We start from the raw sequence: 25,673 nt of genomic DNA on the forward strand, positions 1-25,673 counted from the left end.
GGGTAGGGCAGGTCGGCGAGGATTCTCTGGGCGGCGTTGTGGCCGGCGGCGCCGATGACGCTGCCGGCCGGGTGGCAGCCGGCGCTGCCCGCGTACACGCCGTCGATCCCGGTGGCGTACGGCATCCGGTCGGTGAACGAGACCGTGTTGTCGACGTGGTGGATGTGCCCGCCCGTGATGCCGAAGTGCTCCTCGATGCCGGGCGGGGGCAGTGGCACCGCGTCGGCGATCAGGTCACCGGTGCCGGGGGCGTACCGCTCGACGATCTCGACCAGCCGGTCGACGTAGCCGGGCAGCTCCGCGTCCCAGGTGGTGCCGGTCAGCTCGTAGGGGACCGACTGGACGAACAGCGCCGACGAGTGGTGCCCGGCGGCGTCGGAGAGCGACGGGTCGACGGTGGTGTGCAGGTACCACTCGATCGTCGGCTCCGCCGGCAGTCGCCCGGCCTGCACGTCCGCCCACATCGCCCGCAGCGCGGTCATCGGCGAGGTGGCCTCCCCGCCGACCAGCGAGGCGGAGCCGGGCAGCAGGTGGATGGTCGAGCCGAACGGGCTCGGCGTGCCGGCCGGTAGGCAGGAGAACCGGGGCAGCCCGGTGAGCGCCAGGTTGAGCTTGAGGGTGGTGCCGGGGCGGCGGACCGCCGTCATCCGTTCGCCGAGTGGCGCCGGGAGCGCGCCGTCGGGCAACAGGTCCATCAGCCGGTACGGGTCACACGCGCCGAGCACCACCCGGGCGGCGACCTGTCGGCCGTCGGCCAGCACGACTCCGCTCGCCGCGCCGCCGTCCAGGGTCACCGCGCTCACCGGCGTACCGGTCAGGATTGTCGCCCCGGCGGCGCGTGCGGCCTCGGCGAACGTCCGCGAGACGGTGCCCATCCCACCTTCGGCGATCATCCAGGTGCCGCCCGAGCCCGGGAGTCTGCACATGTTGTGCACGAGGAAGTTGTGGCCGGTGCCGGGGTCGTCCGGGCCGGCGTTGAGGCCGGACAGCCCGTCGGTCACCGCGTACATGCTGACCAGCAGTTCGGAGCGGAACTCGAACCGGGCCAGGTAGTCGGCGACCGAACCCTGCACGAGGTCGACGAAGACCTGCCGCAGCGCCGGTCGGACGTGTCGCTCGGCGGTCTCCTGGACGCTCAGTGGCTCGGCCAGCCAGGCCGGGGCGAGGTCCTCGCGCAGCGCCGCCAGCTCGGCCTGCATGGCGTCGTCGGCGGCGACGTCGGCGGGGGAGAAGAACTCGGCGAGCTGCGCCCGGGTCGCGGCGGTGTCACTGCCGAAGAGCAGGTACGGCGAGCCGAGGCCGCCCGGCGTGGGTAGGAAGTAGTGCGGGTCGCGGCGCAGCACCGGGATCCGTACGTCGAGGGTGGCGAGCAGCTCCGGCGGCATCAGCCCGAGCAGGTACGAGCCGGTGGAGTGCCGCAGCCCGGGCACCTTCGGGAACGGGTTCTCGGTGCGGGTCGCGCCGCCGAGCACGTCGGCGGCCTCCAGCACCAGGACGTCCAGGCCGGCGCGGGCCAGCAGCACTGCGGAGACCAGGCCGTTGTGCCCGGCACCGATGATCACGACGTCGGCGCGGGCCGGAATCTCACTGCTCATGCCGCGGCAGCCTAGTCCGCCTCGCCCGGGAAGGTCAGCCCAACGCCTGCCGACCCGTCACCCCTCGTTCATCGGGCAGTGGCTGCGATCGATGCCGGTGCGGTCCTACCGTCGGTTGGACATCGACCACACCGGGAGGTTCACCGATGGACCGTCGTACCGTCCTGCGTTCCGCCGTCGCCGGCGCCGCCGCCTTCTCCGGCAGCCTCTGGGCGGGCGCTGCGCTGGCCGCCCCCGCCCAGCCCGGCCCCGGCCCGTACGGGGACCTGTTGGCGGCCGACGTCAACGGCATCCAGTTGCCGGCTGGTTTCACCAGTCGGGTTGTCGCTCGTTCTGGTCAGCGGGTCGCCGGCACCTCGTACCTCTGGCACTGGGCTCCGGACGGCGGCGCCTGTTTCCCCGCCGGCGACGGCTGGATCTACGTGTCGAACTCGGAGGTCCCGTTCGTCGGGGGCGCTTCGGCGGTCCGCTTCGGCGCGGATGGTTCGGTCGTCTCGGCGTACCGGATCCTCGGTGGCACGAACGTCAACTGCGCCGGTGGCGCCACCCCGTGGGGCACCTGGCTGTCCTGCGAGGAGGTGCCGCTCGGTCGGGTCTTCGAGACCTGGCCGGACGGCAGCCGGTCGGCCGAGGAGCGGACCCGGATGGGTCGGTTCACCCACGAGGCCGCCGCCTGCGACCCGGACCGCAGGGTGGTCTACCTGACCGAGGACGAGGACGACGGCTGCTTCTACCGCTTCGTGCCGGACACCTGGGGCGACCTGCGTACCGGTCGGGTGCAGGTGCTCTGCGCACCGGCCGACCAGGTCGCCGGGCCGGTCACCTGGCGGGACGTCCCGGACCGGGACGGCTTCCCGATCCCCACCCGGTTCCAGGTGGGAGCGGCGAAGCACTTCGACGGTGGCGAGGGCTGCTGGTACGACCGGGGCACCTGCTGGTTCACCACCAAGGGCGACAACCGGGTCTGGGCGTACGACGCGGTCAACCAGCGTCTCGACCTGGCGTACGACGACTCGTTGGTGCCGGTCGGTACGGCGCCGCTGACCGGGGTGGACAACATCACGGGCACCGCCTCCGGTGATCTCTACGTCGCCGAGGACGGCGGAAACATGGAAATCAACGTCATCACGCCGGCCGGAGTGGTGGCGCCCATCGTGCGGCTCATCGGGCAGTCCTCGTCGGAGATCACCGGCCCGGCCTTCTCCCCGGACGGCTCCCGCCTGTACTTCTCGTCCCAGCGCGGCACCAGCGGTGCGTCAACCGGCGCCAACGGCATCACCTACGAGATCCAGGGCCCCTTCCGCCGCTGACCCCGGGCGGGGCGGGTGCGGTTGGGGCGGTGGGTGCGCCAGTGGGCGAGGGCCAGGGTGGCGGAGTAGCCGGCCAGGACGATCACGTGGAACAGGTACAGCCAGAGGAGGACGGCCACGCCGGCGCCGATCTCGTCGAAGCCACCGAACGGCACGCCCAGGTCCAGGGGGAGCGAGGCGAACAGCACGAAGCCGTGCAGGAATCCGGAGAGGTTCGCGGCGGTGAACGACCCGATCGCGAGCGTGGAGAGCCAGTCCGGTGAGGCCGGCCCGACCACCCGGAACACCCACAGCAGCACCGGCGTGAGCACCAGCCAGACCGCCAGGAACGACAGCACCACGCCGAGCACACCGAACCAGCCGCCCTGGCGGACGAGGCCAGTGGTGAGGGGGAGCGCCAGCAGGATCGACAGCAGCAGCGCGGGGGCCGGCGCGAGCAGCGGCAGCAGCAGCAGCCGGCCACGCCAGCCGACCAGGTGCTCGTCGGAGCGGGGCGCGGCCACCGACACGAATGCCCGGCGCAGACCTTCGCCGTACAGCGACGCGGGCAGCAGTGCGGCCAGCGCCAGCAGCGGGGTCAACTCCACTCCGGCGTTGACCAGCGCGTCCACCGCCCGGGGCGCGCCGATCGCGGTGGGTAGGGCCTCCACGGCGTGCGAGGTGAGCCGGCGTACCCGCTCGGCCCCGGCCAACAGCGCGGTGAGCCAGATGGCCAGGAGGGCGACCGGCACCACCGCGACCGCCCCGTAGAAGGTGATCGCGGCGGCGTGCAGCGACAGGTCCCGCCCCCGCACCGGGCGGAACGCGGCGCTGGTGATCCGCTTCGCCCGCTGCCATCCGTTGCCCATCGCCGTCTCCTTCCCTGTCGTCGGTGCCGCCACTCCTTAAGATCGCCGGTCATGACTGTTCTCACCACCGAACGCCTCATCCTGCGCGACTGGACCGATGATCCGGACGATCTGGCCCGGATCTACGACATCTACTCCCGTCCGGAGATCACCCGCTGGCTGGCCGTGTCGCCCGGCCTGCCGATGACCGACCCGGCCCAGGCCGCCGAGCGGCTGCAGGTCTGGCGGGACCGGCACGCCGCCGACGGCGGCCGGTACGGCACCTGGGCGATCGAGGTGCGCGAGACCGGTCTGGTGGCGGGCACGCTGTTGCTCAAGCCGCTGCCGGGGATCGATGAGGCAGTGCTCACCGAGGACATCGAGACGGGCTGGCACCTGCACCCGGACTCGTGGGGTCACGGGTACGCCACCGAGGCCGCTCGTGCGCTCGCGGCGCGGGAGTTCGCCACCGGTACCTCGGAGATCCACGCGCTCGTGTCGCCCGGGAACGAGCCGTCGATGGCGGTCTGCCGGCGACTCGGGATGACGCACGTGGGCCAGCGCACCGACTGGTACGGCGGCGAGTTGTTGGAGACGTTCGTGCTGACCGCGCCAGATGCCTGATCGTTCCGGTACGAGCTGACGCAAGATCCGCGCAAGTTCGGGGAAGGTATCGCCTCCGGTCGTCGGGAGGCAGCGCCTTCCGCGAACTTGTGGGCAGGCCGGGCGCGGGCGGGGGACGTCAGGGCAGCCAAGCCCGTCAATAGTCACGGTGGTCGAAGTGTTGACGCTCTCGTAGCACGTCAGTAACCTTTGGTCAAAGTAACGCAAGATTTCGACAAAGGTGTGCACGGTTCTGCGCATGCTATCGGAAGATTCAACGGGCCTCCTCGGGGGGCCCGTTGATGGTCGTACCCATCTGGTGTTCCAGGACGAGTGGTGCCCCCGCGCCACCCGTACCGCCCCGTCTCTCTCGACACCGGCCTCTCGCATCGGCCGGCGCTGCACCGCCGCACCCCCACCCCCGTGGTCCAGCCACCGCGGCAACCGTCCCCCGACGACAAGGACAGTGATGAGACGAACGAATCTGTTCAGGATGGTGGCGGCCACGGCCGCCGCTGCGCTGATCGCCACGGCCGGGGCGACCGCCGTCGCGACCCCGGCCGCCGCAGCCCGCCCCGCCGATGTTGCCCGCCCCGCCGCCCCGGCAGCCGCAGCGAGCAGCGACTTCGCCCCGGCCGCCACCAACCTCGCCCAGGGCCGCCCCACCCAGGAGAGTGGCCACGCCGACGTCTACGACTCGTCGAAGGTCGTCGACGGCAACGCGGGCAGCTACTGGGAGAGCGTCAACAACGCCTTCCCGCAGTGGGTGCAGGTCGATCTCGGCTCATCGCAGAGCGTCAACCAGGTCGTACTGAAGCTGCCGACCTCAGGCTGGGCGACCCGGACGCAGACGCTGAGCGTGCGCGGCAGCACCAACGGTTCGTCCTTCACCGACCTGGTCGGGTCGCAGACGTACACCTTCAACCCGGCGAGCGGCAGCACCGTCACGATCAACTTCAGCTCGGCCTCCACCCGCTACGTCCGGATCACCGTCACCGCCAACAGCGGCTGGCCGGCCGGGCAGCTCTCCGAGCTGGAGGTGTACGGCAGCGGCGGCACCACCCCCGACACCACCGCGCCGAGCGCGCCGGGCAACCTCTCGTACACCCAGTCGGGCACCACCATCAGCCTCAACTGGGTCGCGTCGACCGACAACGCGGGCGGCAGCGGCATCGCCGGCTACGACGTCTACCGCAACGGCGCGTTCCTCCAGTCCGTCGGCAACGTGACCACCTTCAACGACACCCAGCCGGCCACGGCGACGGTGTCCTACTACGTGCGGGCGCGCGACGCCGCCGGCAACCTGTCCGGCAACAGCAACACGGTGACCCGCACCGGCAGCGGCGACACCACCGCGCCGAGCGTCCCGGGGACGCTGTCGCAGAGCACGTCGGGCAGCACGATCACGCTCAACTGGGGTGCCTCCACCGACTCCGGTGGCAGCGGTCTGGCCGGCTACAACGTCTACCGGGGCGGGAACCTGATCGCGACCCTGGGCACCGTCCTCAGCTACCAGGACACCCAGCCGGCCACGGCCACCGTGTCGTACCACGTCCGTGCCCGCGACGGCGCCGGCAACCTGTCCGGCAACAGCAACACCGTCACCCGGACCGGAAGCAACCCGCCCGCCTGCACCAACGTGGCGCAGGGCAAGAGCATGACGGCGAGCGGCTCCACCTTCAGCTTCACCCCGGACAAGGCGAACGACGGGCAACTCGGCACCTACTGGGAGGGCGCGGCCAGCTACCCGCAGAACCTGACCGTGGCACTGGGCGCGAACCACTCGATCTCCGGCGTCACCGTCAAGCTCAACCCCGACTCGGCCTGGGGTACCCGTACCCAGACCATCCAGGTCCTCGGCCGCGACCAGGCGTCGTCGGCGTACACCAGTCTGGTGTCGGCGGCGGCCTACCAGTTCGTGCAGGGCACCAACGTGGTGACCATCCCGGTCAGCGCGACCACCGCGGACGTGCAGTTGCGGTTCACCGGCAACACCGGCGCGCCCTCCGGGCAGGTCGCGGAGCTCGAGGTGTGCGGCACGCCGGCGCCCAACCCGGACCTGGTCGTCAGCTCGGTGACCTGGTCGCCGACGTCACCCAGCGAGGTCAGCGCGGTCACCCTGTCGGCCGTGGTGCAGAACATCGGATCCGCCGCCGCAGCAGCCACCACTGTCAACTTCAGCCTGGCCGGCGCGGTGGTGGGCAGCGCCACGGTGGGCGCGCTCGCCGCCGGCGCCTCGACCACCGTGTCGTTCAACGCCGGTACGCGGCCGATGGGCAGCTACGCCGTCTCGGCGGTGGTCGACCCGACGAACACGATCGTCGAGCAGAACAACGGCAACAACAGCTTCACGGCGCCGTCGCCACTGGTCGTCGCGCAGGCCCCGGGCCCGGACCTCCAGGTGCTCAGCATCGCCTCCAATCCGCCGAACCCGGCGGTCGGGGCGTCCGTCACTTTCACCGTGGCGGTCCGCAACCGGGGCACCACCGCGACCGGCGCGACGACTGTCACCCGGCTGGTGGCGGGCAGCACGACCCTCAACACCAACACCGCCTCGATCGCGGCCGGCGCGACGGTCAACGTGGTCGTCAGCGGCAGTTGGACCGCCACCAGTGGCGGTGCCACCCTCACCGCCACGGCGGATGCCACGAACGTGGTCGCGGAGACCAACGAGACCAACAACGCGTTCAGTCAGTCGATCGTGGTCGGGCGTGGCGCGGCGGTCCCGTACGTCTCCTACGAGGCGGAGGCCGGCCGTTACCAGGGCACGCTGCTGGAGACCGACCCGCTGCGTACCTTCGGCCACACCAACTTCGCGAGCGAGTCCTCGGGCCGCAAGTCGGTGCGGCTCAACAGCACCGGTCAGTTCGTGGAGTTCACCTCGGCCAACCAGGCCAACTCCATCGTGGTGCGTAACTCCATTCCGGACGCTCCCGGTGGCGGCGGCATCGAGGCGACCATCAGCCTCTACGTCAACGACGTCTTCTCCCGGAAGCTGACCCTGTCGTCGAGGCACAGCTGGCTCTACGGCAACACCGACGGGCCCGAGGCGTTGACGAACACCCCGCAGGCCGACGCCCGGCGGCTCTTCGACGAGTCGAACGCGCTGCTGGCGCAGTCGTACCCGGCGGGCACCCGGTTCAAGTTGCAGCGCGACTCGGGTGACACCGCCTCGTTCTACGTGATCGATATGATCGACCTGGAGCAGGTGGCGCCTGCGGCGAGCCAGCCGGCCGGCTGCACCTCGATCACGTCGTACGGTGCGATCCCGAACGACGGGCTCGACGACACCGCCGCCATCCAGCGGGCGGTGACCGACGACCAGAACGGTGTCATCGGCTGCGTCTGGATTCCCGCCGGGCAGTGGCGGCAGGAGCAGAAGATCCTGACCGACGACCCGCTGAACCGGGGGATGCACAACCAGGTCGGCATCAGCAACGTCACGATCCGGGGCGCCGGCATGTGGCACTCGCAGCTCTACACGCTGACCGAGCCGCAGAACGTGGTGGGCGGCATCAACCACCCGCACGAGGGCAACTTCGGCTTCGACATCGACAAGGACACCCAGATCTCCGACATCGCCATCTTCGGCTCGGGCCGGATTCGTGGCGGTGACGGCAACGCCGAGGGTGGCGTGGGTCTGAACGGTCGCTTCGGCACCGGCACGAAGATCAGCAACGTCTGGATCGAGCACGCCAACGTGGGTGCCTGGGTGGGCCGTGACTACGACAACATCCCCGACCTGTGGGGGCCGGCCGACGGGCTGGAGTTCAGCGGCATGCGGATCCGCAACACGTACGCCGACGGCATCAACTTCAGCAACGGCACGCGCAACTCGCGGGTGTTCAACTCGTCGTTCCGCACCACCGGTGACGACGCCCTCGCCGTCTGGGCCAACCCGTACGTGAAGGACCGCAACGTCGACATCGCCCACGACAACCACTTCGTCAACAACACCATCCAGCTGCCCTGGCGAGCGAACGGTATCGCCATCTACGGCGGCTACGACAACTCGATCGAGAACAACCTGATCTACGACACCGCGAACTACCCGGGCATCATGCTGGCGACCGACCACGACCCGCTGCCGTTCTCCGGCACGACGCTGATCGCCAACAACGGGCTCTACCGCACCGGCGGCGCGTTCTGGAACGAGGACCAGGAGTTCGGTGCCATCACGATCTTCCCGGCCACTCGGGACATCGTCGGGGTGACGATCCGGGACACCGACATCATCGACTCGACGTTCGACGGCATCCAGTTCAAGAACGGTGGCGGCAACATACCGAACCTCGCCATCACCAATGTGCGGATCGACAAGTCGAACAACGGTGCCGGCATCCTCGCGATGAGCGGCGCGCGCGGTAACGCCAACCTGACGAACGTGACCATCACCAACTCGGCCGACGGCAACATCGTCATCCAGCCGGGCTCTCAGTTCGTCATCAATCCCTGATCGACACGCTCTCCAGGAAGTCGGGGTGTCCGCAGGCTGCGGACACCCCGACTTCCACAATCCCGAGTCGAGGTACGCGAGCCGGAGCCGACGACGATCTACATGGACGGTCCGTGCGGCGCGGTCTACCTTGACAAGACCCACGAGATTCTACGAGGACGCATGGCGCTCCCTCGGCGAGCGGGCGCTCAGCGCCGACGAGTCCCGCGCGATGATCGCGGCCATAGCGAAGGAGATGACCGATGGTGCGTGACGGAGTCTGGCGCACGTCGACCCGATCCGGCAGCGAGGGCGACTGCGTCGAGGTGGCATGCTTCGCCGACTCGGTCGGCGTACGCGACAGCAAGGACCGGCAGGGGCCAACGCTGACCTTCACCGATTCGGTCTGGCCGGCCTTCATCGCGTCAACCCGCGCATCGCAGTCGAACAACCGCCGCTGAGCGGCTCGGCGAACTCGTTCACCGAGATCTTGGAAGAATTCGGCCCCGGGAGGGGCGATTTCCCTCCAAGATCTGTCGCAGGTCCGGGTTAGCCTCCCCGCGATTTTGGGGAGGGGTGCGGGGTGGACGCCTGGGATCGCACAGGCCGCCGCTCGCTGCCGCCCGCACACCTTGGACACTTCTCGTTACGCCGTAACGAAAAATGTCCAAGATCTGCACGAACCACTCGTGCGGGCAGCAGCTGGGGGATCTCCGGGGAGGGGTCTGTCGTGATCGATCACCACGCCTACCTGAACATTCGCGCCCGCTGCGGAGCCACCTTCGATCTGTCGGTCAGGTTGCCTGATCAGGTCTTCCGTGAGATTGGCGGTGAGTCACTGTTCTGCGAGTTCGATGCGGTCCTCGCCCCGGAACTCTGGCCGGCGCTCTGCGCGATGGCCCGCTGGCATGGCGACGAGCACGTCGAGCTGCTGGTCCTTGAGCCGGATTGCGATACGTACTACCTGTCGGAGTATCAGTCGTATCCGGCCCTGTCGTTGTCCGTCGAGGCCAGCGAGGACGACTACTGGGCGCTGATTGGTCACGAGGCTGCCAGCGACATCTTCGGTTCGATCGCGATTTCGGCGAACGTCATCGCGGTGACAGGACCTTCCCGCAGGTGGGGATGCTGGGGTGAGCGGGATCCCGAAGTGGCAGTCTTCCGGGGTTTCCCCACCTTGGCCGTACGCGGCGAATGGCAGGAGCAGTTCGCGCCCATGCTGGACGCATCCGGCGCGCTGCAGGCATACCTCCCGCTGGCCTTCCCCGGTTGGACCGTCCCGGACTTGTGGGCCGCAACCCTGGCCGCCAACTACGGCGACGGGGTCGTGCCATCCCGGCCCATCAATCAGGACCAGTGCGGCTGACCGTCAGCCACTTGGGTGACGCACTGGGTGTGCGATGACGCGCTTCTGGGGCTGCGATGGCTAGGCTGACCTGAGCAGGATGTCCCGCTGAGAAGGTGAGCCTGGATGGCCCAGGCGGCGTACGAGCCGGAGCCGGTGCCACAGCACTCCGAGCCGTCGTTCGACGTGCTGCGGTGGCACGACGAGCCGTGGACCGCGCAGCTCGCCCTCGACCTGTTGCCGGAGACCAACGGCCCCAAGGTTGAGGTCCTGAGCGGAAGCGTGATCGTGACACCACACGCCGGGTACGACCATAAGGACGCGGAGCTGGACCTCGCCTACCTAATCAAGCAGGCGGCGCGTCGCGCAAAGCTGTGGCTCTACCTTGCGACGAACATCGTCTCGGGCCAGGATCTCTTTATCCCGGACATCGTCATTCTCGACGCTCCGGGCGGCGGTCGAACGACGATGGACATCGGGCACGCCGTTCTTCTCGGGGAGATCGTCTCCCCCGGAAACCGGCGCAAGGACATCATCGACCGCCCGCGTGAGTACGCGGCCTCGGGCGTGCCCTTCTTCCTCCGGGTCGACCTGCGCAATCGGGTGCCCACCATCGCGTTGTACGAGCTGACCGAGGGGGAGTACCGCCCGGTGGCTGCCGCTGCGGCGGGGACACGCTTCGTCATGCGGGAGCCGTTCGAGTTCTCCATCGACCTGGGCGACCTGCTCGGCGAGGAGGCGCTGCCGGATGCGTCGGACGGGGACGCCTGAGGCTCCCAGCGGGCGCGCAGCGACGGTGGGGGAGAATGGCCGGGTGACTTCCCCCCGCGACCTAGTCCTGCTCGGGTCCACCGGTTCGATCGGTACGCAGGCCATCGACATCGTTCGGCGCAACCCGGACCGGTTCCGGGTGGTCGCCGTGGGTGCGGGCGGTGGCAACGTGGAGCTGCTCGCCGCGCAGGCCCTGGAACTGGGTGTCGAGGCGGTCGGGGTGGCCAGGGCTTCCGCCGCCCAGGATCTGCAGCTCGCGTTCTACGCCGAGGCGAGCCGGCGCGGGTGGGCCACCGGGGACTTCAAGCTTCCCAAGATCGTGGCCGGCCCGGACGCGATGACCGAGCTGGCCCAGTGGCCGTGCGACATCGTGCTCAACGGGGTGGTCGGCTCGCTGGGCCTCGCTCCTACGCTGGCCGCGCTGCGTGGTGGTCGTACCCTCGCGTTGGCCAACAAGGAGTCGCTCGTGGCCGGCGGCCCGCTGGTCAAGGCCGCGGTGACGCGGCCGGGGCAGATCGTGCCGGTCGACTCGGAGCATTCGGCGCTGGCCCAGTGTCTGCGCTCCGGGACGCGTGGTGAGGTGCGTCGGTTGATCGTCACGGCCAGCGGCGGGCCTTTCCGGGGTCGGCGGCGCGACGAGTTGACGCAGGTCACACCCGAGCAGGCGCTCGCGCACCCGACCTGGAACATGGGCCCGGTCGTCACGATCAACTCGGCGACCATGGTCAACAAGGCGCTTGAGGTGATCGAGGCGCACGAGTTGTTCGACGTGCCCTACGCCGACATCACCGTGATGGTGCACCCCCAGTCGGTGATCCACTCGATGGTCGAGTTCGTCGACGGGTCGACGATCGCCCAGGCCAGCCCACCGGACATGCGGCTGCCGATCGCGCTGGGCATCGGCTGGCCGGACCGGGTGCCCGAGGCCGCCACCGCCGTCGACTGGACGGCCTCGCACACGTGGGAGTTCGCGCCGCTCGACGACGAGGCGTTCCCGGCCGTTGCGCTGGCCAAGGCCGCCGGGGAGGCCGGTCGCAGCCGCCCGGCGATCTACAACGCGGCGAACGAGGAGTGCGTGGCCGCGTTCGTGGCGGGCCGGCTGCCGTTCCTCGGCATCGTCGACACCCTCGAACGCGTGTTGGAGGAGGCTCCGGACTTCGGCGAACCAGGTACCGTCGAGGACGTGCTCGCGGCCGAGTCGTGGGCACGCGCGCACGCGCAGGAGATCATCGCGGGTTCGGTGGAAGGAGCTTGATGTCGTACCTGCTCGGGGTGGTCCTCTTCGCCCTGGCCATTCTCATCTCGGTGAGCCTGCACGAGGCGGGTCACCTGCTGACCGCCAAGGCGTTCGGGATGAAGGTCACGAAGTACTTCGTCGGCTTCGGCCCCACCATCTGGTCGTTCAAGCGGGGTGAGACCGAGTACGGCCTCAAGGGCATCCCCCTCGGCGGCTTCTGCAAGATCGTCGGGATGACGCCGCAGGACGACGACGTCGAGCCGGGCGACGAGTCACGGGTGATGTGGCGCTACCCGGTCTGGAAGCGGACGATCGTGATGGCCGCCGGGTCGATCACGCACTTCGCGCTCGCCCTGGTCACGATCTGGATCCTGGCCGTCTCCGCCGGCCTGCCCAACCCCGACTTCCCGACCACCGACGCGCAGGCCCGCCAGGAGCCCGCCGTCATCCGGCTCAGTGACTGTGTGGTGGCGGAGAACTCGGTTCGGGCGTGCACGCCCGCCGACGCCGCCAGCCCGGCCGCCCAGGCGCAGTTGAAGAACGGCGACCGGATCACCTCGGTCAACGGTGCCCCGATCAACTCCTACGGCGACCTGCTCACCACGTTGCGCGGGCTCAAGCCGGGCGACACCGCGCAGATCGCATACGTCCGCGACGGGCAGCCGGGCACCACCAGCACGGTGCTCGCGCAGACCCAGCGTCCGCCGCTGGACAACCCCAACGGCGCGACCGCGCCGGTGGCCGCGCTCGGCGTCGGGCTCGTCCCCAGCACCCCCACCCGCGTGACGTACGGCCCGATCGGCGCGTTCGGCGCCACCGCGGACTTCACCGGTCAGCTGGCCGTCGGCACGGCCCAGGCGCTGCAGCGGCTCCCGCAGAAGGTCCCCGCCCTGTGGACCGCCCTCACCGGCGGCGAGCGGGACATCGATACCCCGATCAGCGTGGTCGGCGCCAGCCGACTCGGTGGCGAGGCGGTCGAGAACAACGCCTGGCTGGTCTTCTTCATGCTCTTCGTGTCGCTGAACTTCTTCATCGGCGTGTTCAACCTGCTGCCGCTGCTCCCGGTGGACGGCGGCCACATCGCCATCGCCTGGTTCGAACGCGCCCGCTCCTGGGTGTATGCGCGGATCGGCCGGACCGACCCCGGCCGGGTGGACTACCTCAAACTGATGCCCTTCACGTACGCGGTGATCCTGATCGGTGGCGCGTTCACGCTGCTGACCATCGCCGCGGACGTCGTCAACCCCATCACGCTCTTCTCAAGGTGAGTGCCTGAAGTGACAGCTATCAGTCTCGGTATGCCAGCCGTGCCGCCCCCGCCGCTCGCTCCCCGCCGGGCCAGCCGCCAGATCATGGTCGGTTCGGTCCCGGTCGGTGGCGGTGCGCCGGTGTCCGTGCAGTCGATGACCACGACCCTCACCTCCGACATCAACGCCACCCTCCAGCAGATCGCCGAGCTGACCGCGTCCGGCTGCCAGATCGTCCGGGTGGCCGTGCCGTCCCAGGACGACGTCGAGGCGTTGCCCGCGATCGCCAAGAAGTCGCAGATCCCGGTGATCGCCGACATCCACTTCCAGCCGAAGTACGTCTTCGCCGCGATCGACGCCGGCTGCGCTGCCGTCCGGGTCAACCCGGGCAACATCCGCCAGTTCGACGACAAGGTCAAGGAGATCGCCCGCGCCGCCGGGGCGGCGGGGGTGCCGATCCGCATCGGCGTCAACGCCGGCTCGCTGGACAAGCGGCTGCTGTCGAAGTACGGCAAGGCCACCGCCGAGGCGCTCGTCGAGTCGGCGCTGTGGGAGTGCTCGCTGTTCGAGGAGCACGGCTTCCGGGACATCAAGATCTCGGTCAAGCACAACGACCCGGTCGTGATGATCCGCGCGTACCGGCAGCTCGCCGAGCAGTGCGACTACCCGCTGCACCTCGGTGTCACCGAGGCCGGCCCGGCGTTCCAGGGCACCATCAAGTCGGCGGTCGCCTTCGGCGCGCTGCTCGCCGAGGGGATCGGCGACACGATCCGGGTGTCGCTGTCCGCCCCGCCGGTCGAGGAGATCAAGGTCGGCAACCAGATCCTGGAGTCCCTCGGTCTGCGCGAGCGGGGCCTGGAGATCGTCTCCTGCCCGTCCTGCGGGCGGGCCCAGGTGGACGTCTACAAGCTCGCCGAGGAGGTCACCGCAGGCCTGGAAGGGTTGCCGGTGCCGCTGCGGGTCGCCGTGATGGGCTGCGTCGTCAACGGTCCCGGCGAGGCCCGCGAGGCCGACCTCGGTGTCGCCTCCGGCAACGGCAAGGGCCAGATCTTCGTCAAGGGGCAGGTCGTCAAGACGGTTCCCGAGGCGCAGATTGTGGAGACGCTGATCGAGGAGGCGCTGCGGATCGCCGACGAGATGGGCGCCGAGCTTCCCGAGGAACTGCGCGGGCTGGTCACCGGCCCGACGGTCACCGTGCACTGATTTTCCAGTTGGAAAGAGCGGCCGTTCCCCACGCGGGGAACGGCCGCTCTGCGTTTGTGCTTTCGTGCTTCTGCGCGCCGTGGTGTGCCTGGCGCTGTGGTGCGGTCTGGCGTCACTCGGATTCGGCGAGGATCGCGTACAGCTTGCGGCGCGTCTCGTCGAGCACCTGGGCGGCCCGCTCGCGTTGGTCGTCGGTGCCGTTCATCATCACCTGGCGCAGGGCGTTCATCGCCTGCGCGCCGGAGTCGCGGATGTCGTGCCAACTGCTCACCGTGCCCTGGGCGACGTCCGCCCAGGCCGGGCTCTGCGCCGCCTCGGTGGCCTCCGCCTGACCGGCCTCGGTGACCGTGAAGCGCTTCCGCCCGCCGCCGGACTCCTCCGTGCTGGCGACGATCACGCCCTCGTCCTCCAGTAGCTGGAGGGTGGGGTAGATCGACCCGGGGCTCGGCCGCCACGCACCGCCGGTGCGGGAGTCGATCTCCTGGATCATCTCGTAGCCGTGCATCGGCCGCTCGGTGAGCAGAGCCAGCACGGCGGCCCGGACGTTGGGGCGTCGCCCCCGACCCCGTCCGCGACCCCGACCGCCCCAGGGGCCGCCGTGTCCGTGCTCGTGGCCATGCCCGTGCGGACCGGGCGGAACCGGCGGGAAGCCGAACCCCCGCATCCGGGCCTCGTGCATCGGGTGGTGCTGTCGATGGAACCTCATCAGGTTCTCCCTCTCTTTGTACTGTCGCTGATGCATCAACGATATATCGGCAATGCATCGTCGACAACCTCATCCTTGTAAACCGTACGTACGTCTTGCTAGCGTCCCGGTCATGCGCCTGCTTCCCCCGCCCGGTCCGGCCCGGGTCCTCACCCTCGGCACCCTGGTCAAGACCGTCGGACGTGGCCTCTGGCTGGTCGCGAGCGCGCTCTTCCTCACCCGATCGGTGGGCCTGTCGGCGACCCAGGTCGGCATCGGGCTGACCATCTCGGCGCTCGTCGGGGTCCTGGCCAGCGCACCGAGCGGTTACCTGGCCGACCGCGTCGGCCCGCGCGGCGTCCAGGTCGGTGCGCTGTTCACCGCCGGCGCACTGACTGTCGGCCTGATCGGTGTCCGGTCGTTCCCCACATTCGTGCTGGTGGGAGCCGCCACCGCGCTCGCCGACGCGGTCGAGCGTGGGGCCCGGGGCGCCTTGATCGCCGGAGCGATCCCGGCCGACCAACGGGTACGCACCCGCGCCTACCTACGCGCCACCACCAACGTCGGGATCTCCGTCGGCGCGGTCCTCGGCGGCTTCGCCATCGCCGCCGACACCCGAACCGGGTACGTCGCACTGATCCTGACCACCGCAGCCGCGTCACTCGCCGCCGCGGTGGTCTTCGTCCGACTGCCCAGCGTCGCCCCGGTCGCCGCCCCGACGCACGGCCCCCGACTGATCGCCCTGCGAGACCGCCCGTTCCTCGCTTTCACCCTGGTCGACGGGCTGATGTCCATGCACTTCAGCCTGCTCACCATTGCCCTGCCGCTGTGGATCGCCGAGCACACCCGGGCGCCCGTCTGGATGATCTCCGCGTTGACGTTGGTCAACACCGGTCTGGTGGTCCTCCTCCAGGTACGCGCCGCGCGCACCGCCGCCACCCTGCCCGGAGCCGCCCGCGCCGCCCGTCGAGCGGGCGTGGCCATCGCCCTGGCCTGCGTACTCTTCGCCGCCAGCGGCGCGCTCCCCGCCGCCGGGGCAATGGGCCTGCTCGGCGTCGGGGCGCTCGCCCACGTGATCGGGGAACTGTGGCACTCCGCCGCAGGCTGGGGAATCTCCTTCGGGCTCGCGCCGACGAACGCCCAGGGGCAGTACCAGGGGGCGTACGGCATGGGCTACGAACTCGGCAAGATGCTCGCCCCGGTGGTGGTGACCAGCCTCGCGCTCGGTTGGGGCGTACCGGGCTGGTTGGTGCTCGGTGCCCTGTTCCTCCTGCTCGGGGCCCTGGTGCCGCCCGTCGTCCGGTGGGCCGAGCGGACCCGCCCCGCCAGCGAGCCGACCGAGCCGGTGCCGGCCTTGTCACTCGACCCGCGGACCGGGGGGTCGATCTGGCAGGCTGGTAGTCGTGCTGACGGTGCCGGTACGGCAACTGGGGGAATCGGAGCGCCGCGCGGTCGAGCGACTACTCGACCATGACCCGTTCGCGGGCGCGCAGGTCGCCGAGCGAATCGCCGCGCGCGGCCTCTCGTGGTGGCGGGCCGAGGGCAGAATCCTGGGGTACGGCGCCCGGCGCAACCTGGAATCACTGTGCTGGCTCGGTGGCAACCTGACCCCGGTGCTGGCGAGCGACGCGGCGGTGGCCGCCTTCGCCGACCTGCTCGCCGGCGAGGAGCGGCTGTGCTCCTCCATCGTCGGCCGGGCCGATGCCGTGCTCGGGCTGTGGGACCGGCTCTCCGACACCTGGGGGCCAGCACGAGACGTCCGCCCCAACCAGCCACTGCTGGCCGCCGACACCCTGCCCCCCGTACCTGCCGACCCGGAGGTACGCCAGGTCCGCTCCGGCGAGGTCGACAAGCTCTTCCCGGCGGCGGTGGCCATGTACACCGAGGAGGTCGGCGTCTCCCCGCTGGCCGAGGATGGCGGACGTAGCTACCGCAGGCGGGTGAACGACCTGGTGCGAGCCGGTCGGGCGTACGCCCGCTTCGTCGACGGCAAGGTCGTCTTCAAGGCCGAGTTGGCCGTGGTGACCAAGCGGACGGCGCAGGTCCAGGGCGTCTGGGTGGCACCCGAGTGGCGGGGCCGCGGGATCGCCACGGCAGCCATGGCAGCCGTGGTCCGCGACGCGCTGCTGCGGGTCGCCCCCACGGTCAGCCTGTACGTCAACGACTTCAACCTCCCGGCCCGCCGGGTCTACGAACGCTGCGGGTTCCAGCCGATCGGCACCCTCGCGACGGTCCTCTTCTGACCAGTGGGTGTCTGGTCGCGGCTGGGCTGATCCGCGGCAGTGCGCGCTGCACTCTCCCCCGGGGGTGGGTGCCTGGTCGCGGGTCGGGCTGATCCGCAGAAGCGTCCGATGCATACTCCCCGGCGCGTGCGGGTCGTGTACCGCCCCATAGATCTTGGACACTTTCCGTTACGCGAGAACGGAATCTGTCCAAGATCTGGGTGTGGAGATGCCGCTGGCCGGCACCCCTGTGGTGGGGTGCCGGCCAGCGGTCGGGTCGTTCGGTGGGGGTCAGCTGTTCCAGTGCTGGCCGACCAGGTCGGTGGCCTGCTGCTCCCACTGGGCGTAGGCGTCGGGGTAGGCGGAGACCTGCACGGTCTGTGCGGCCTCGGTCAGGGGCATGTCCTGCCAGCCGTCGACCTGCTTGAGGCCCTTGAGGAACGCGGTCGTGGAGTACTCGGGGTCGGTGATCTGCTCCGGCGTGCCCCAACCCGAGCTCGGGCGCTGCTGGAACAGGCCCAGCGAGTCGTGGTCGTTGGCATCGCCGAGGTGGCCGAGGTTCTCCAGCTTCGACTCCTGCAGGCTCGTCGCGATCGAGATCACCGCGGCGCGCTCCGGGAGGCCGGCCTTCTTGGTGGCGGCGATGATCGCCTTGACGTTGGCGGTCTGCTCGTCGTTGAGGGTGATGTGCGACTGGTCGCCCTGCGGCTTCGGCGCCGCCGTCTGCACGGCGGCAGCAACCGGCTTGGCGTCCACCGTCGGGGTGGCGGCGTGGGCGGCGATCGGGCCGGCGAAGACACCACCGGCGAACGCGAGACCAGCAACAGACAGCATGCTCTTACGGATGATCGTGTTCATGGGGGTAGCTCCTTCGGGGGTAAGGACACCCGCACACATGCTGCGGGTGTGAGCACCTCGTCCGGCGCTGCACTAACAGGGGGAAAGTCTGGGGGGATCGGCGGCCTGCGAGCGGGGGGCTCGGGCGCCGGGTCCATGTGTAACGACCCGCGGGGCGGGGTCATTCCGGGTCGGCCCAATCCCGTGGCACCCGGTGGAGCGGGGCGCCGGTCGGGCCGGGGTCCGGGTGTAACGACCCGCGAGGCGGGGCCATTCCCGGGTTTGTCCGTCCCGTGGCACCCGATGTAGCGGGGTGCCGGTCGGGCCGAGGTCCGGGCGTAACGACCCGGGCCCGGAGGTCATTCCCCGGGGCGGCCGGTCGAGCCAACGGCCGTGGTCCTGCGATCGTCAGGGTGTGTAACGACCCCGGCCCAACCATGATTCCGGCCCCCGGGTGCCGTCGGTCACCACCCAACAAGGCCCATACCGGACAAGGCGCCCAGTCAATCCGGCGGCGACGCCCTGCCACCCCGACACCTGGCCCCGAATAACCAACGACCGCATGATCGACTCGACTTCATTGATGTCGGGGTGTCCAGGGCGGTCCGACACCGCGACTTCATGAAACCCGAGTCGATCATCGCAGTTCCGGTCACGCAAGTAGGCGTTGAATCGGGCATAAGGCCTATTTCTGGTCAGTCGCGTTCGTCTGGCACGGCTCGATCCGCAGCCCGGAGATCGCCGAGTAGGCCGCGTACTTCTACGGCGACGGCTTCTTCGCGTGGCATGCCGGGACCTGCGTCGAATCCGGCGTCGTTGCCGTTCAGGTCGTGCGCGTCGAGTGTGCGGCGGCGCTGCCCGGCGGGTCTCGGGTTGGTGTCGGGCCACGTTGTCCCGGGGGTGGTCGGTTGGGTGGCACGCCCGGCGGGTCTCGGGTCGGGCGTCGTGCGGCGTTTTCCGGGGTGGTTGTCGGTTGGGTGGCGTTCCGCCGGGGCGGGTTGGGTGTCGGGTGGCGTTACGCGGTGGGGTCGTCGAGGTTCGGGATGGCGTTGCGCGGTGGGTGGGGGAGATGGTCGATGCCCTGCTCAGAGCCCGGAAAATCGGTTGAGATGAGGCGCCGACGCCGGCAGGCTGAAGTCTCCGCCACCCCACGTCCGGAGGACTTTCCATGCGCCTGCTCCGAGATCTGTGGGGCACCTCGACGCGCCGTATGACGGTTGTGGTCATCCTGATCGTGCTCGGCGCCGCCGGTCAGGCCGGTGCCTCGGCGTTGGCGGGCGCGGTGCTCGTGCACCGGTCGGCTGGTTTTTTCGCCGTGCTGGCCGCGGCACTGGTCGCCGTGGTCCTCACCGACCTCGCGGTGAGTCTGCTGATGGCTGGCCTGACCGCCGACTGGTCCGCCGACGTGCGTCGCCGGCTCTGTCGAGTCGCACTCGGGCAGGACCTGCCGACGCTGGAGACCACCCCGGTGGGCGAGTTGCTCGACCGGATCGACGGGGATGTCTACCAGGTGGCGTCGGCGATCCGTAACCAGGGCACGCGGCTCGCGCAGGGGCTCTGCGTCGGTCTGTTGTCGATGGTCGTGGCGCTGGCCGTGTGGTGGCCGGCCGGGGTGGCGATGCTGCTGCTCACCGTGGTGCTCGCCCTCAGCCTTCGCCGCCCGACGGCACGGATCGGTCCGGCCCGGATGGCCGAGGAGGAGGCGTGGTCAGACCTGGCCGCGGTGATGGAGGAGGCGGTGCACGGCCAGGACGACGTACGGACCAGTCTGGCCCGACCGTACGTGCTGCGGCTGTATGCGCGGCGGGCCGCCGCCGTGCTGTCCCGGGGTCGCCTGGTCTGGGTGCTGTCCGCCAAGGTGGCGGCGGCCGCCACCGCGACGATCCGGGCCGGCATCGGCGTGGTGGTGCTCGGCGGGGCCTGGGCGCTGGCCACCGGCCGGGTCGACGCCGCCCGCCTCACCGCCATCTGGCTGCTGGCGCTGGCCTTCGGCGCCACCGCGGAGCACGTCAGCCGGATGGTGCCGGAGATCCAGGAGGCTCTCGGCGCGTGGGCTCGGGTGCAGTTGCTCCAGCGGGCTCGGCAGGAACCCGTCGGCGGTGCCAGCCCGACCGAGGGTGACCTGCGCATCGAGGACCTGACATTCAGGTATCAGGAGAGTGGTCGGGGGGCCGCGCTGCGCGGGCTCAGCCTGACCTTCGCGCGCGGCCGCTCGTACGCGCTGATCGGGCGAACCGGCTCGGGTAAGTCGACGCTGGCGAAGGTGCTCACCAGGGCGGTCGACGTGCCGCCGGGAACGGTCTTCCTCGGCGGCACCGACCTGGGTGACCTCGACGTCGAGCAACTGCGCCGCTGGGTGGCACTGGTGCCGCAGCGCACCGAGATCCTGGCCGGCACGCTCGCCGAGAACGTCGCGCTCTTCGACCCGGATCTGCTCGACGCCGCGGCCCGGGCGCTCGACGAGTTGGGCCTGGCGGGCTGGATCGCCGAGCTACCGGACGGCTTGGCGACCCGGCTGGGGGAGGGCGGGCATGTGCTCTCCGCCGGTCAGGAACAGTTGGTGGCGTTCGCCCGGATCCTGGTCCGTGATCCCCATGTGGTGATCCTCGACGAGGCCACCGCGCGGCTCGACCCGGTGACCGAGGCGCGGGTGCAGCGAGCCACAGAACGACTGCTGCGCGACCGGATCGGGATCGTCATCGCGCACCGGCTCTCCTCCGTGCGCCGCTGCGACGAGGTGGTGGTGCTGGCCGACGGCGCGGTGGTCGAAGCCGGCCCGCTGGAGACGTCGACGCGCTTCGCCGAGTTGCTGGCCACCAGTCACGCCGCCGCGTACGCCACGGCGGCGCCGGCCGGCCGTGCCGGCGTCGGCACCGATCTGCTGGTCGGCCCCGACCCGAACGACGCCTGGCCAACCGGGCCGTCGACCGGGTGGCCCGAGCCGACCGAGCCAGCGTCCGTACGGGCCGAGCCGACCATCGGGCGGGCCGAGCCGACCGAGCCGACGACCGGGCGGGCCGAGCTGACCGAGCCGACGACCGGGCCGGTCGGGGCGAACCGCGCGGACCCGCCGCCACTGCCGCCCGTGCCTCCGGCCCGGACGTTGCGGGAGATCTTCCGGCTCTGCATCAACGATCCCCGGTACGGGATGGCCGCGATCGGGCTGTTCCTCGGGCTCAGCCTGTTGGGGCTGGACGGGCCGGTGCTGCCCTGGCTCTGGGCCGATCTGGTCGACGGGACCGGCAGCCCGTACCTGCCGGCGTTGGGGATCATGGCCGGGCTGCTGGTCACCATGCCGCTGCCGTACTATACCCATGTCTGGTTCCCGGGTTGGTGGGTGCGGCAGATGCTGCGGATCGGCCTGCGCCTGGTGCACGGTCAGACCGGGCCGCGCCGGGTCAGCTCGCACACCCCGGCCGAGGTCGTGGCGCAGGGCGGCGACACCGAGCGGGTGGTCCAGCTCGCCGACAACGTGCTGGACCAGGCGGTCGCGCTGGTCCTGGTCGTCGCCATGACGGCGGTCACCGGCAGTGTCGTACCGGGGCTGTTCTTCCTGGGCACGATGGTCGTCTCCGGGCTGGCCGCGACGCTGTTCGGGCCGAAGCTCGAACGTGCGGCCCGGGCCACGGTGACGGCGCGAGCCGCCTTCGCCACGGCGCTGGTCTCCGCGCTGTCCGCGGCGCGGACGGTGAAGCTCGCCGGCGCGACCACGGCGGTGCTACGCCATCTGGCCAGCCTGGACGTGCTGCGCAGCGACCGGCAGCGGCGGGAGATCTCGGTGCAGGTGTGGGCGCGTTCCACGCCGTCGATGGCCAGCGGGCTGTTGCCGATCGGCGCGTGGGCGCTCTACCTGAGCGGCGGACTCTCCGCCGGGGCGGTGCTGGTGGCGGTCTCCACGCTGGGCGCGGCCCGCTGGTTCGCCTGGACCACCGCGTCGTTGATCTCCCAGCTGCCGTCGGCGCGGGTCTGGACCCGGCGCACGGCGGCGATGACCGGAGTGAGCGCGTACTCCGCGGGGGTTCCGGCGGTCGACCTGGCCGCCGGGACGGCGCCCGCGCCGACGCCACCACCCCGGCACCCGCTGCGCCGCCTGGAGCTGCGCGGCTTCGGAGTGGTGCACTCCGACGGTACGGTGGCCGTCCGGAATGTGGACCTGACCGTGCAGCGTGGGCAGTTGGTGCTGGTGGTCGGGCCGGTGGGGTCGGGCAAGTCCTCGTTGCTGCGGGCGCTGGCCGGGATCGTGCACCACACCGGTGAGCTGGCCTGGAACGGTGACCCGGTCACCGAGCCGGAGCTGTTCCTGCGGCCCAACCAGGTCGGCTACGTCGGCCAGTTGCCCCGGGTGCTCTCCGGCACGGTCGCCGAGAACATCGCGCTCGGGCACCAGGTCGACGCGGCGGGTGCGGTCAGCACCGCCCAGCTCGACCACGACCTGGCCGCCGCAGGCGGTGGGCTCGGGCTGCTCATCGGGCACAAGGGCACCCGGCTGTCCGGCGGGCAGTTGCAGCGGTTGGCGCTGGCCCGCGCGCTGGCACCGCGTACCGAATTGTTGGTCGCCGACGACGTGTCGTCGGCGCTGGACGTCACCACCGAGCTGGCGCTGTGGCAGGCGTTGCGCGACCACGGGGTGACCGTGGTCGGCTCGACCGCGAAGCGCGCGGCGCTGGTCCGGGCCGATCACGTGGTGGTGTTGCTCGGTGGGGCGGTCGCGGCCCAGGGCACCTGGCAGGACCTGGAGGGCGACTGGTCGCACCTGGCCGGCTGACGGTCGGGCGGATGCCGAGGTACGGCAGCCGCCCGACCACGTCGGTGTCAGTAGGCGCGGGCGTACTGGTCGGGTCCGCTGTACGCGACGCCGAGCTTCGCGGCGGCCCGGCGCGGCCAGTACGGGTCGCGCAGCAACTCCCGGCCGAGCAGCACCAGGTCGGCTTCGCCGCTGGCGACGATCTGCTCGGCGTGCTCGGGCTCGACGATCAGGCCCACCGCGCCGGTCGGCACGCCGGCCTCGCGGCGGATCTGGGCGGCCAGCGGCACCTGGTAGCCGGGGCCGAGTGGGATGCGCTGCTCGACGCTGACGCCCCCGGACGACGCGTCGACCAGGTCGACGCCGACGCCGGCCAGCTCGCCGGCCAGCACCACGCTGTCCTCGACCGTCCAACCGCCCTCGACCCAGTCGGTGGCGGAGATCCGGGTCAGCACCGGCACGTCCTCGCCCACCGCGGCGCGCACCGCGCGGGCCACCTCCAGGGTGAGCCGCATCCGGGCGGTCCGGTCGCCGCCGTACGAGTCGGTGCGGTGGTTGGTCAGCGGCGAGAGGAACTCGTTGAGCAGGTAGCCGTGCGCGGCGTGGATCTCCACGGCGGCGAAGCCGGCGTCCAGCGCCCGTTCGGCGGCGGTCGCGAACGCCTCGACCACACCGGTTATGCCGGCCTCGTCGAGGCTGGTCGGCGTCCGGTAGCCGGCGGTGAACGCCTCGGAGCCGGGCGCGACGGGCGTCCATCCGCCCTCGGCGTCCGGGACGCCTCCGCGTTCCGGTGCCCACGGCCGGTACGTGGAGGCCTTGAACCCGGCGTGCGCGAGCTGCACGGCCGGCACCGCGCCGTGGGCGGCGACGAATGCGGTCACCGGCCGCCAGGCGTCGACGTGGGCACCGGACCACAGCCCGGTGTCCTGAGGGCTGATCCGGCCCTCGGGGAGTACGGCGGTCGCCTCGGTCAGCACCAGACCGGCACCGCCGACCGCGCGGCTGCCGAGGTGGGTCAGGTGCCAGTCGGTGGGCAGACCGTCGGGGCCGGCTGAGTACTGGCACATCGGCGCCATCGCGATCCGGTTGGGCAGGGTGACCGCACGCAGGGCCAGGGGGGTGAACAGGGAGCTCATGGGGGACATCCTCTCGGACGACGGAGACGGGCCCCTCGGGGAGGGACCCGTCTCCGTCGGTGGGTTCTGGTCAGGCGGGAACAGGGCTCAGTTCGGGCCGGGCCTCCGCGACCGGCTCCGGCTCGGTCAGGTCGCGTCGACCGGCGGACTCGTACGCGACCCGGTCGAGGGTGCCCTCGCGGGCGGCGACGACGGTCGGCACCAGAGCCTGCCCGGCCACGTTGGTGGCGGTGCGGATCATGTCCAGGATCGGGTCGATGGCCAGCAGCAGGCCGGCGCCGGCGAGCGGCAGACCCAGCGTGCTGAGGGTCAGGGTCAGCATCACGATCGCGCCGGTCAGGCCGGCGGTGGCGGCCGAACCGACCACCGAGACGAAGGCGATCAGCAGGTAGTCGGTCACGCCGAGCTGCACCCCGAACACCTGGGCCACGAAGATCGCGGCGAGCGCCGGGTAGATGGCGGCGCAACCGTCCATCTTCGTGGTGGCGCCGAACGGCACCGCGAACGAGGCGTACTCGCGGGGCACGCCGAGCCGCTCGACGGAACGCTGGGTCACCGGCATGGTGCCGACCGAGGAGCGGGACACGAAGGCCAGCTCGATCGCCGGCCAGGCGCCGGCGAAGAAGCGCAGCGGGTTGAGCCGGCCGGCGAGGATCAGCACCAGCGGGTAGACCACGAACAGCACGATGGCGCAGCCGACGTAGACGGCGGTGGTGAACTTGGCGAGGGGCGCCAGCAGGTCCCAGCCGTACGAGGCGACGGCGTTGCCGATCAGGCCCAGGGTGCCGATCGGGGCGAGGCGGATGACCCACCAGAGCGCCTTCTGCACGATCTCCAGCAGGGAACGGTTCAACGCCACGAACGGCTCGGCGGCTTCACCGACCAGCAGGGCCGCGGCACCGATGACGACGGCGAGGAAGACGATCTGCAGGACGTTGCCCTCGACGAACGCGCCGACCGGGTTGGTGGGCACGATGCCGGTGAGGAAGTCGGTCCACGAGCCGGTCTTCTTCGGCGCGGCAGCGCCACCGAGGTCGAGGCTCACGCCCCGGCCGGGGTTGGTGAGCAGGCCGAGCCCGATGCCGATGCTCACCGCGATCAGGGCGGTGATGCCGAACCACATCAGGGTCTTGACGGCGAGCCGGGCGGCGTTGGCGACACCGCGAAGGCTGACCACGCTGACCACGATGGCGGTGAAGACCAACGGCGGCACCGCCAGCTTGAGGAGCTGGACGAAGAGGCTGCCGACGGTGTGCAGGGTGCTGGTCAGCCAGTTCAGGTCGTTGGTACGGGCCAGGAAGCCCAGCGCGACGCCGAGCACGAGGCCGAGCAGGATCTGCACGGAGAAGGGAATCTTGCGCAGGCTGAAGGGCATGTTCTATCCATTTGTCCGGTCTGATTCAGGGCAGGCGTGAAACGCAGCTAGCCCGGACAGATGCCACTGGCCTGCAGTCGGAGATCGACATACAGGCGGAC

Annotated in this window: 18 protein-coding genes and 1 pseudogene; 13 read left to right on the forward strand and 6 right to left on the reverse strand. The window is 70.7% G+C overall.

Annotated elements, in window-relative coordinates:
* The coding region (locus ABGB10_RS28625) for an NAD(P)/FAD-dependent oxidoreductase (RefSeq protein ID WP_347664106.1) at positions 1-1,595 on the reverse strand (1,595 nt) is incomplete at its 3' end.
* 146 nt (positions 1,596-1,741) lie between these two features.
* Here ABGB10_RS28625 and ABGB10_RS28630 point away from each other — a divergent pair.
* Entirely contained in the window at positions 1,742-2,905 is a 1,164-nt protein-coding gene (locus ABGB10_RS28630; protein WP_347664107.1) for an alkaline phosphatase PhoX, read from the forward strand.
* Here ABGB10_RS28630 and ABGB10_RS28635 read toward each other — a convergent pair.
* Complete coding sequence (locus ABGB10_RS28635; RefSeq protein ID WP_347664108.1) at positions 2,875-3,753, reverse strand: YhjD/YihY/BrkB family envelope integrity protein; 879 nt, start codon at positions 3,751-3,753, stop codon at positions 2,875-2,877. The genes ABGB10_RS28630 and ABGB10_RS28635 overlap by 31 nt on opposite strands.
* A 51-nt stretch (positions 3,754-3,804) precedes the next feature.
* On the opposite strand from ABGB10_RS28635, the gene ABGB10_RS28640 reads away from it, so the two are divergent.
* From ABGB10_RS28640 to ispG, 9 genes and pseudogenes are all read left to right on the forward strand, one after another.
* The gene (locus tag ABGB10_RS28640) at positions 3,805-4,356 is read left to right on the forward strand and encodes a GNAT family N-acetyltransferase (RefSeq protein WP_347664109.1); all 552 of its coding nucleotides are present in this window, start codon (positions 3,805-3,807) and stop codon (positions 4,354-4,356) included.
* A gap of 448 nt (positions 4,357-4,804) precedes the next feature.
* The gene (locus ABGB10_RS28645) at positions 4,805-8,791 is read left to right on the forward strand and encodes a CARDB domain-containing protein (protein WP_347664110.1); all 3,987 of its coding nucleotides are present in this window, start codon (positions 4,805-4,807) and stop codon (positions 8,789-8,791) included.
* Positions 8,792-8,860: 69 nt separating this feature from the next.
* Positions 8,861-9,044: pseudogene (locus tag ABGB10_RS28650) on the forward strand (Scr1 family TA system antitoxin-like transcriptional regulator); the annotation flags it as partial.
* Positions 9,034-9,231: a DUF397 domain-containing protein gene (locus ABGB10_RS28655; RefSeq protein WP_347664111.1), complete on the forward strand. Its 198-nt coding sequence runs from the start codon at positions 9,034-9,036 to the stop codon at positions 9,229-9,231. The pseudogene ABGB10_RS28650 and the gene ABGB10_RS28655, both read left to right, overlap by 11 nt.
* A 269-nt stretch (positions 9,232-9,500) precedes the next feature.
* Positions 9,501-10,136 (forward strand): hypothetical protein, encoded by a 636-nt coding sequence (locus ABGB10_RS28660; RefSeq protein WP_347664112.1) that lies wholly within the window; start codon positions 9,501-9,503, stop codon positions 10,134-10,136.
* A 105-nt stretch (positions 10,137-10,241) separates the two neighbouring features.
* Positions 10,242-10,886: a Uma2 family endonuclease gene (locus tag ABGB10_RS28665; RefSeq protein WP_347664113.1), complete on the forward strand. Its 645-nt coding sequence runs from the start codon at positions 10,242-10,244 to the stop codon at positions 10,884-10,886.
* Between the two features lie 43 nt (positions 10,887-10,929).
* Positions 10,930-12,141, forward strand: a complete 1,212-nt coding sequence (gene dxr / locus ABGB10_RS28670; RefSeq protein ID WP_347664114.1) for a 1-deoxy-D-xylulose-5-phosphate reductoisomerase — start codon at positions 10,930-10,932, stop codon at positions 12,139-12,141.
* Positions 12,141-13,391: a site-2 protease family protein gene (locus tag ABGB10_RS28675; RefSeq protein ID WP_347664115.1), complete on the forward strand. Its 1,251-nt coding sequence runs from the start codon at positions 12,141-12,143 to the stop codon at positions 13,389-13,391. Before dxr ends, ABGB10_RS28675 begins: the two co-directional genes overlap by 1 nt.
* Before the next feature lie 9 nt (positions 13,392-13,400).
* Complete coding sequence (gene ispG / locus ABGB10_RS28680; RefSeq protein WP_112588507.1) at positions 13,401-14,573, forward strand: flavodoxin-dependent (E)-4-hydroxy-3-methylbut-2-enyl-diphosphate synthase; 1,173 nt, start codon at positions 13,401-13,403, stop codon at positions 14,571-14,573.
* A gap of 112 nt (positions 14,574-14,685) precedes the next feature.
* Here ispG and ABGB10_RS28685 read toward each other — a convergent pair whose 3' ends face one another.
* Positions 14,686-15,279 carry a PadR family transcriptional regulator gene (locus ABGB10_RS28685; protein WP_347664116.1) on the reverse strand — a complete coding sequence of 198 codons (594 nt, stop codon included), beginning with the start codon at positions 15,277-15,279 and terminating at the stop codon, positions 14,686-14,688.
* Between the two features lie 112 nt (positions 15,280-15,391).
* On the opposite strand from ABGB10_RS28685, the gene ABGB10_RS28690 reads away from it, so the two are divergent.
* Both ABGB10_RS28690 and ABGB10_RS28695 read left to right on the forward strand, forming a co-directional pair.
* A complete protein-coding gene (locus ABGB10_RS28690; RefSeq protein WP_347664117.1) occupies positions 15,392-16,732 on the forward strand; it encodes an MFS transporter in 1,341 nt (446 codons plus the stop codon).
* Complete coding sequence (locus tag ABGB10_RS28695) at positions 16,662-17,501, forward strand: GNAT family N-acetyltransferase (RefSeq protein WP_347664118.1); 840 nt, start codon at positions 16,662-16,664, stop codon at positions 17,499-17,501. The genes ABGB10_RS28690 and ABGB10_RS28695 overlap by 71 nt, the downstream gene beginning before the upstream one ends.
* A gap of 270 nt (positions 17,502-17,771) precedes the next feature.
* Here ABGB10_RS28695 and ABGB10_RS28700 read toward each other — a convergent pair whose 3' ends face one another.
* Positions 17,772-18,338: a hypothetical protein gene (locus ABGB10_RS28700; RefSeq protein WP_347664119.1), complete on the reverse strand. Its 567-nt coding sequence runs from the start codon at positions 18,336-18,338 to the stop codon at positions 17,772-17,774.
* A 1,147-nt stretch (positions 18,339-19,485) separates the two neighbouring features.
* On the opposite strand from ABGB10_RS28700, the gene ABGB10_RS28705 reads away from it, so the two are divergent.
* Positions 19,486-23,082 carry an ABC transporter ATP-binding protein gene (locus ABGB10_RS28705; RefSeq protein WP_347664120.1) on the forward strand — a complete coding sequence of 1,199 codons (3,597 nt, stop codon included), beginning with the start codon at positions 19,486-19,488 and terminating at the stop codon, positions 23,080-23,082.
* 47 nt (positions 23,083-23,129) lie between these two features.
* On the opposite strand, the gene ABGB10_RS28710 is transcribed toward ABGB10_RS28705, so the two are convergent.
* The gene (locus ABGB10_RS28710) at positions 23,130-24,197 is read right to left on the reverse strand and encodes an NADH:flavin oxidoreductase/NADH oxidase (RefSeq protein ID WP_347664121.1); all 1,068 of its coding nucleotides are present in this window, start codon (positions 24,195-24,197) and stop codon (positions 23,130-23,132) included.
* Positions 24,198-24,267: 70 nt separating this feature from the next.
* Positions 24,268-25,560 (reverse strand): dicarboxylate/amino acid:cation symporter, encoded by a 1,293-nt coding sequence (locus ABGB10_RS28715; RefSeq protein WP_347664181.1) that lies wholly within the window; start codon positions 25,558-25,560, stop codon positions 24,268-24,270.
* Positions 25,561-25,673: the final 113 nt, after the last annotated feature.

It is taken from the genome of Micromonospora sp. B9E7, assembly GCF_039871815.1.
In the GTDB taxonomy this organism is placed as follows: Bacteria; Actinomycetota; Actinomycetes; order Mycobacteriales; family Micromonosporaceae; genus Micromonospora.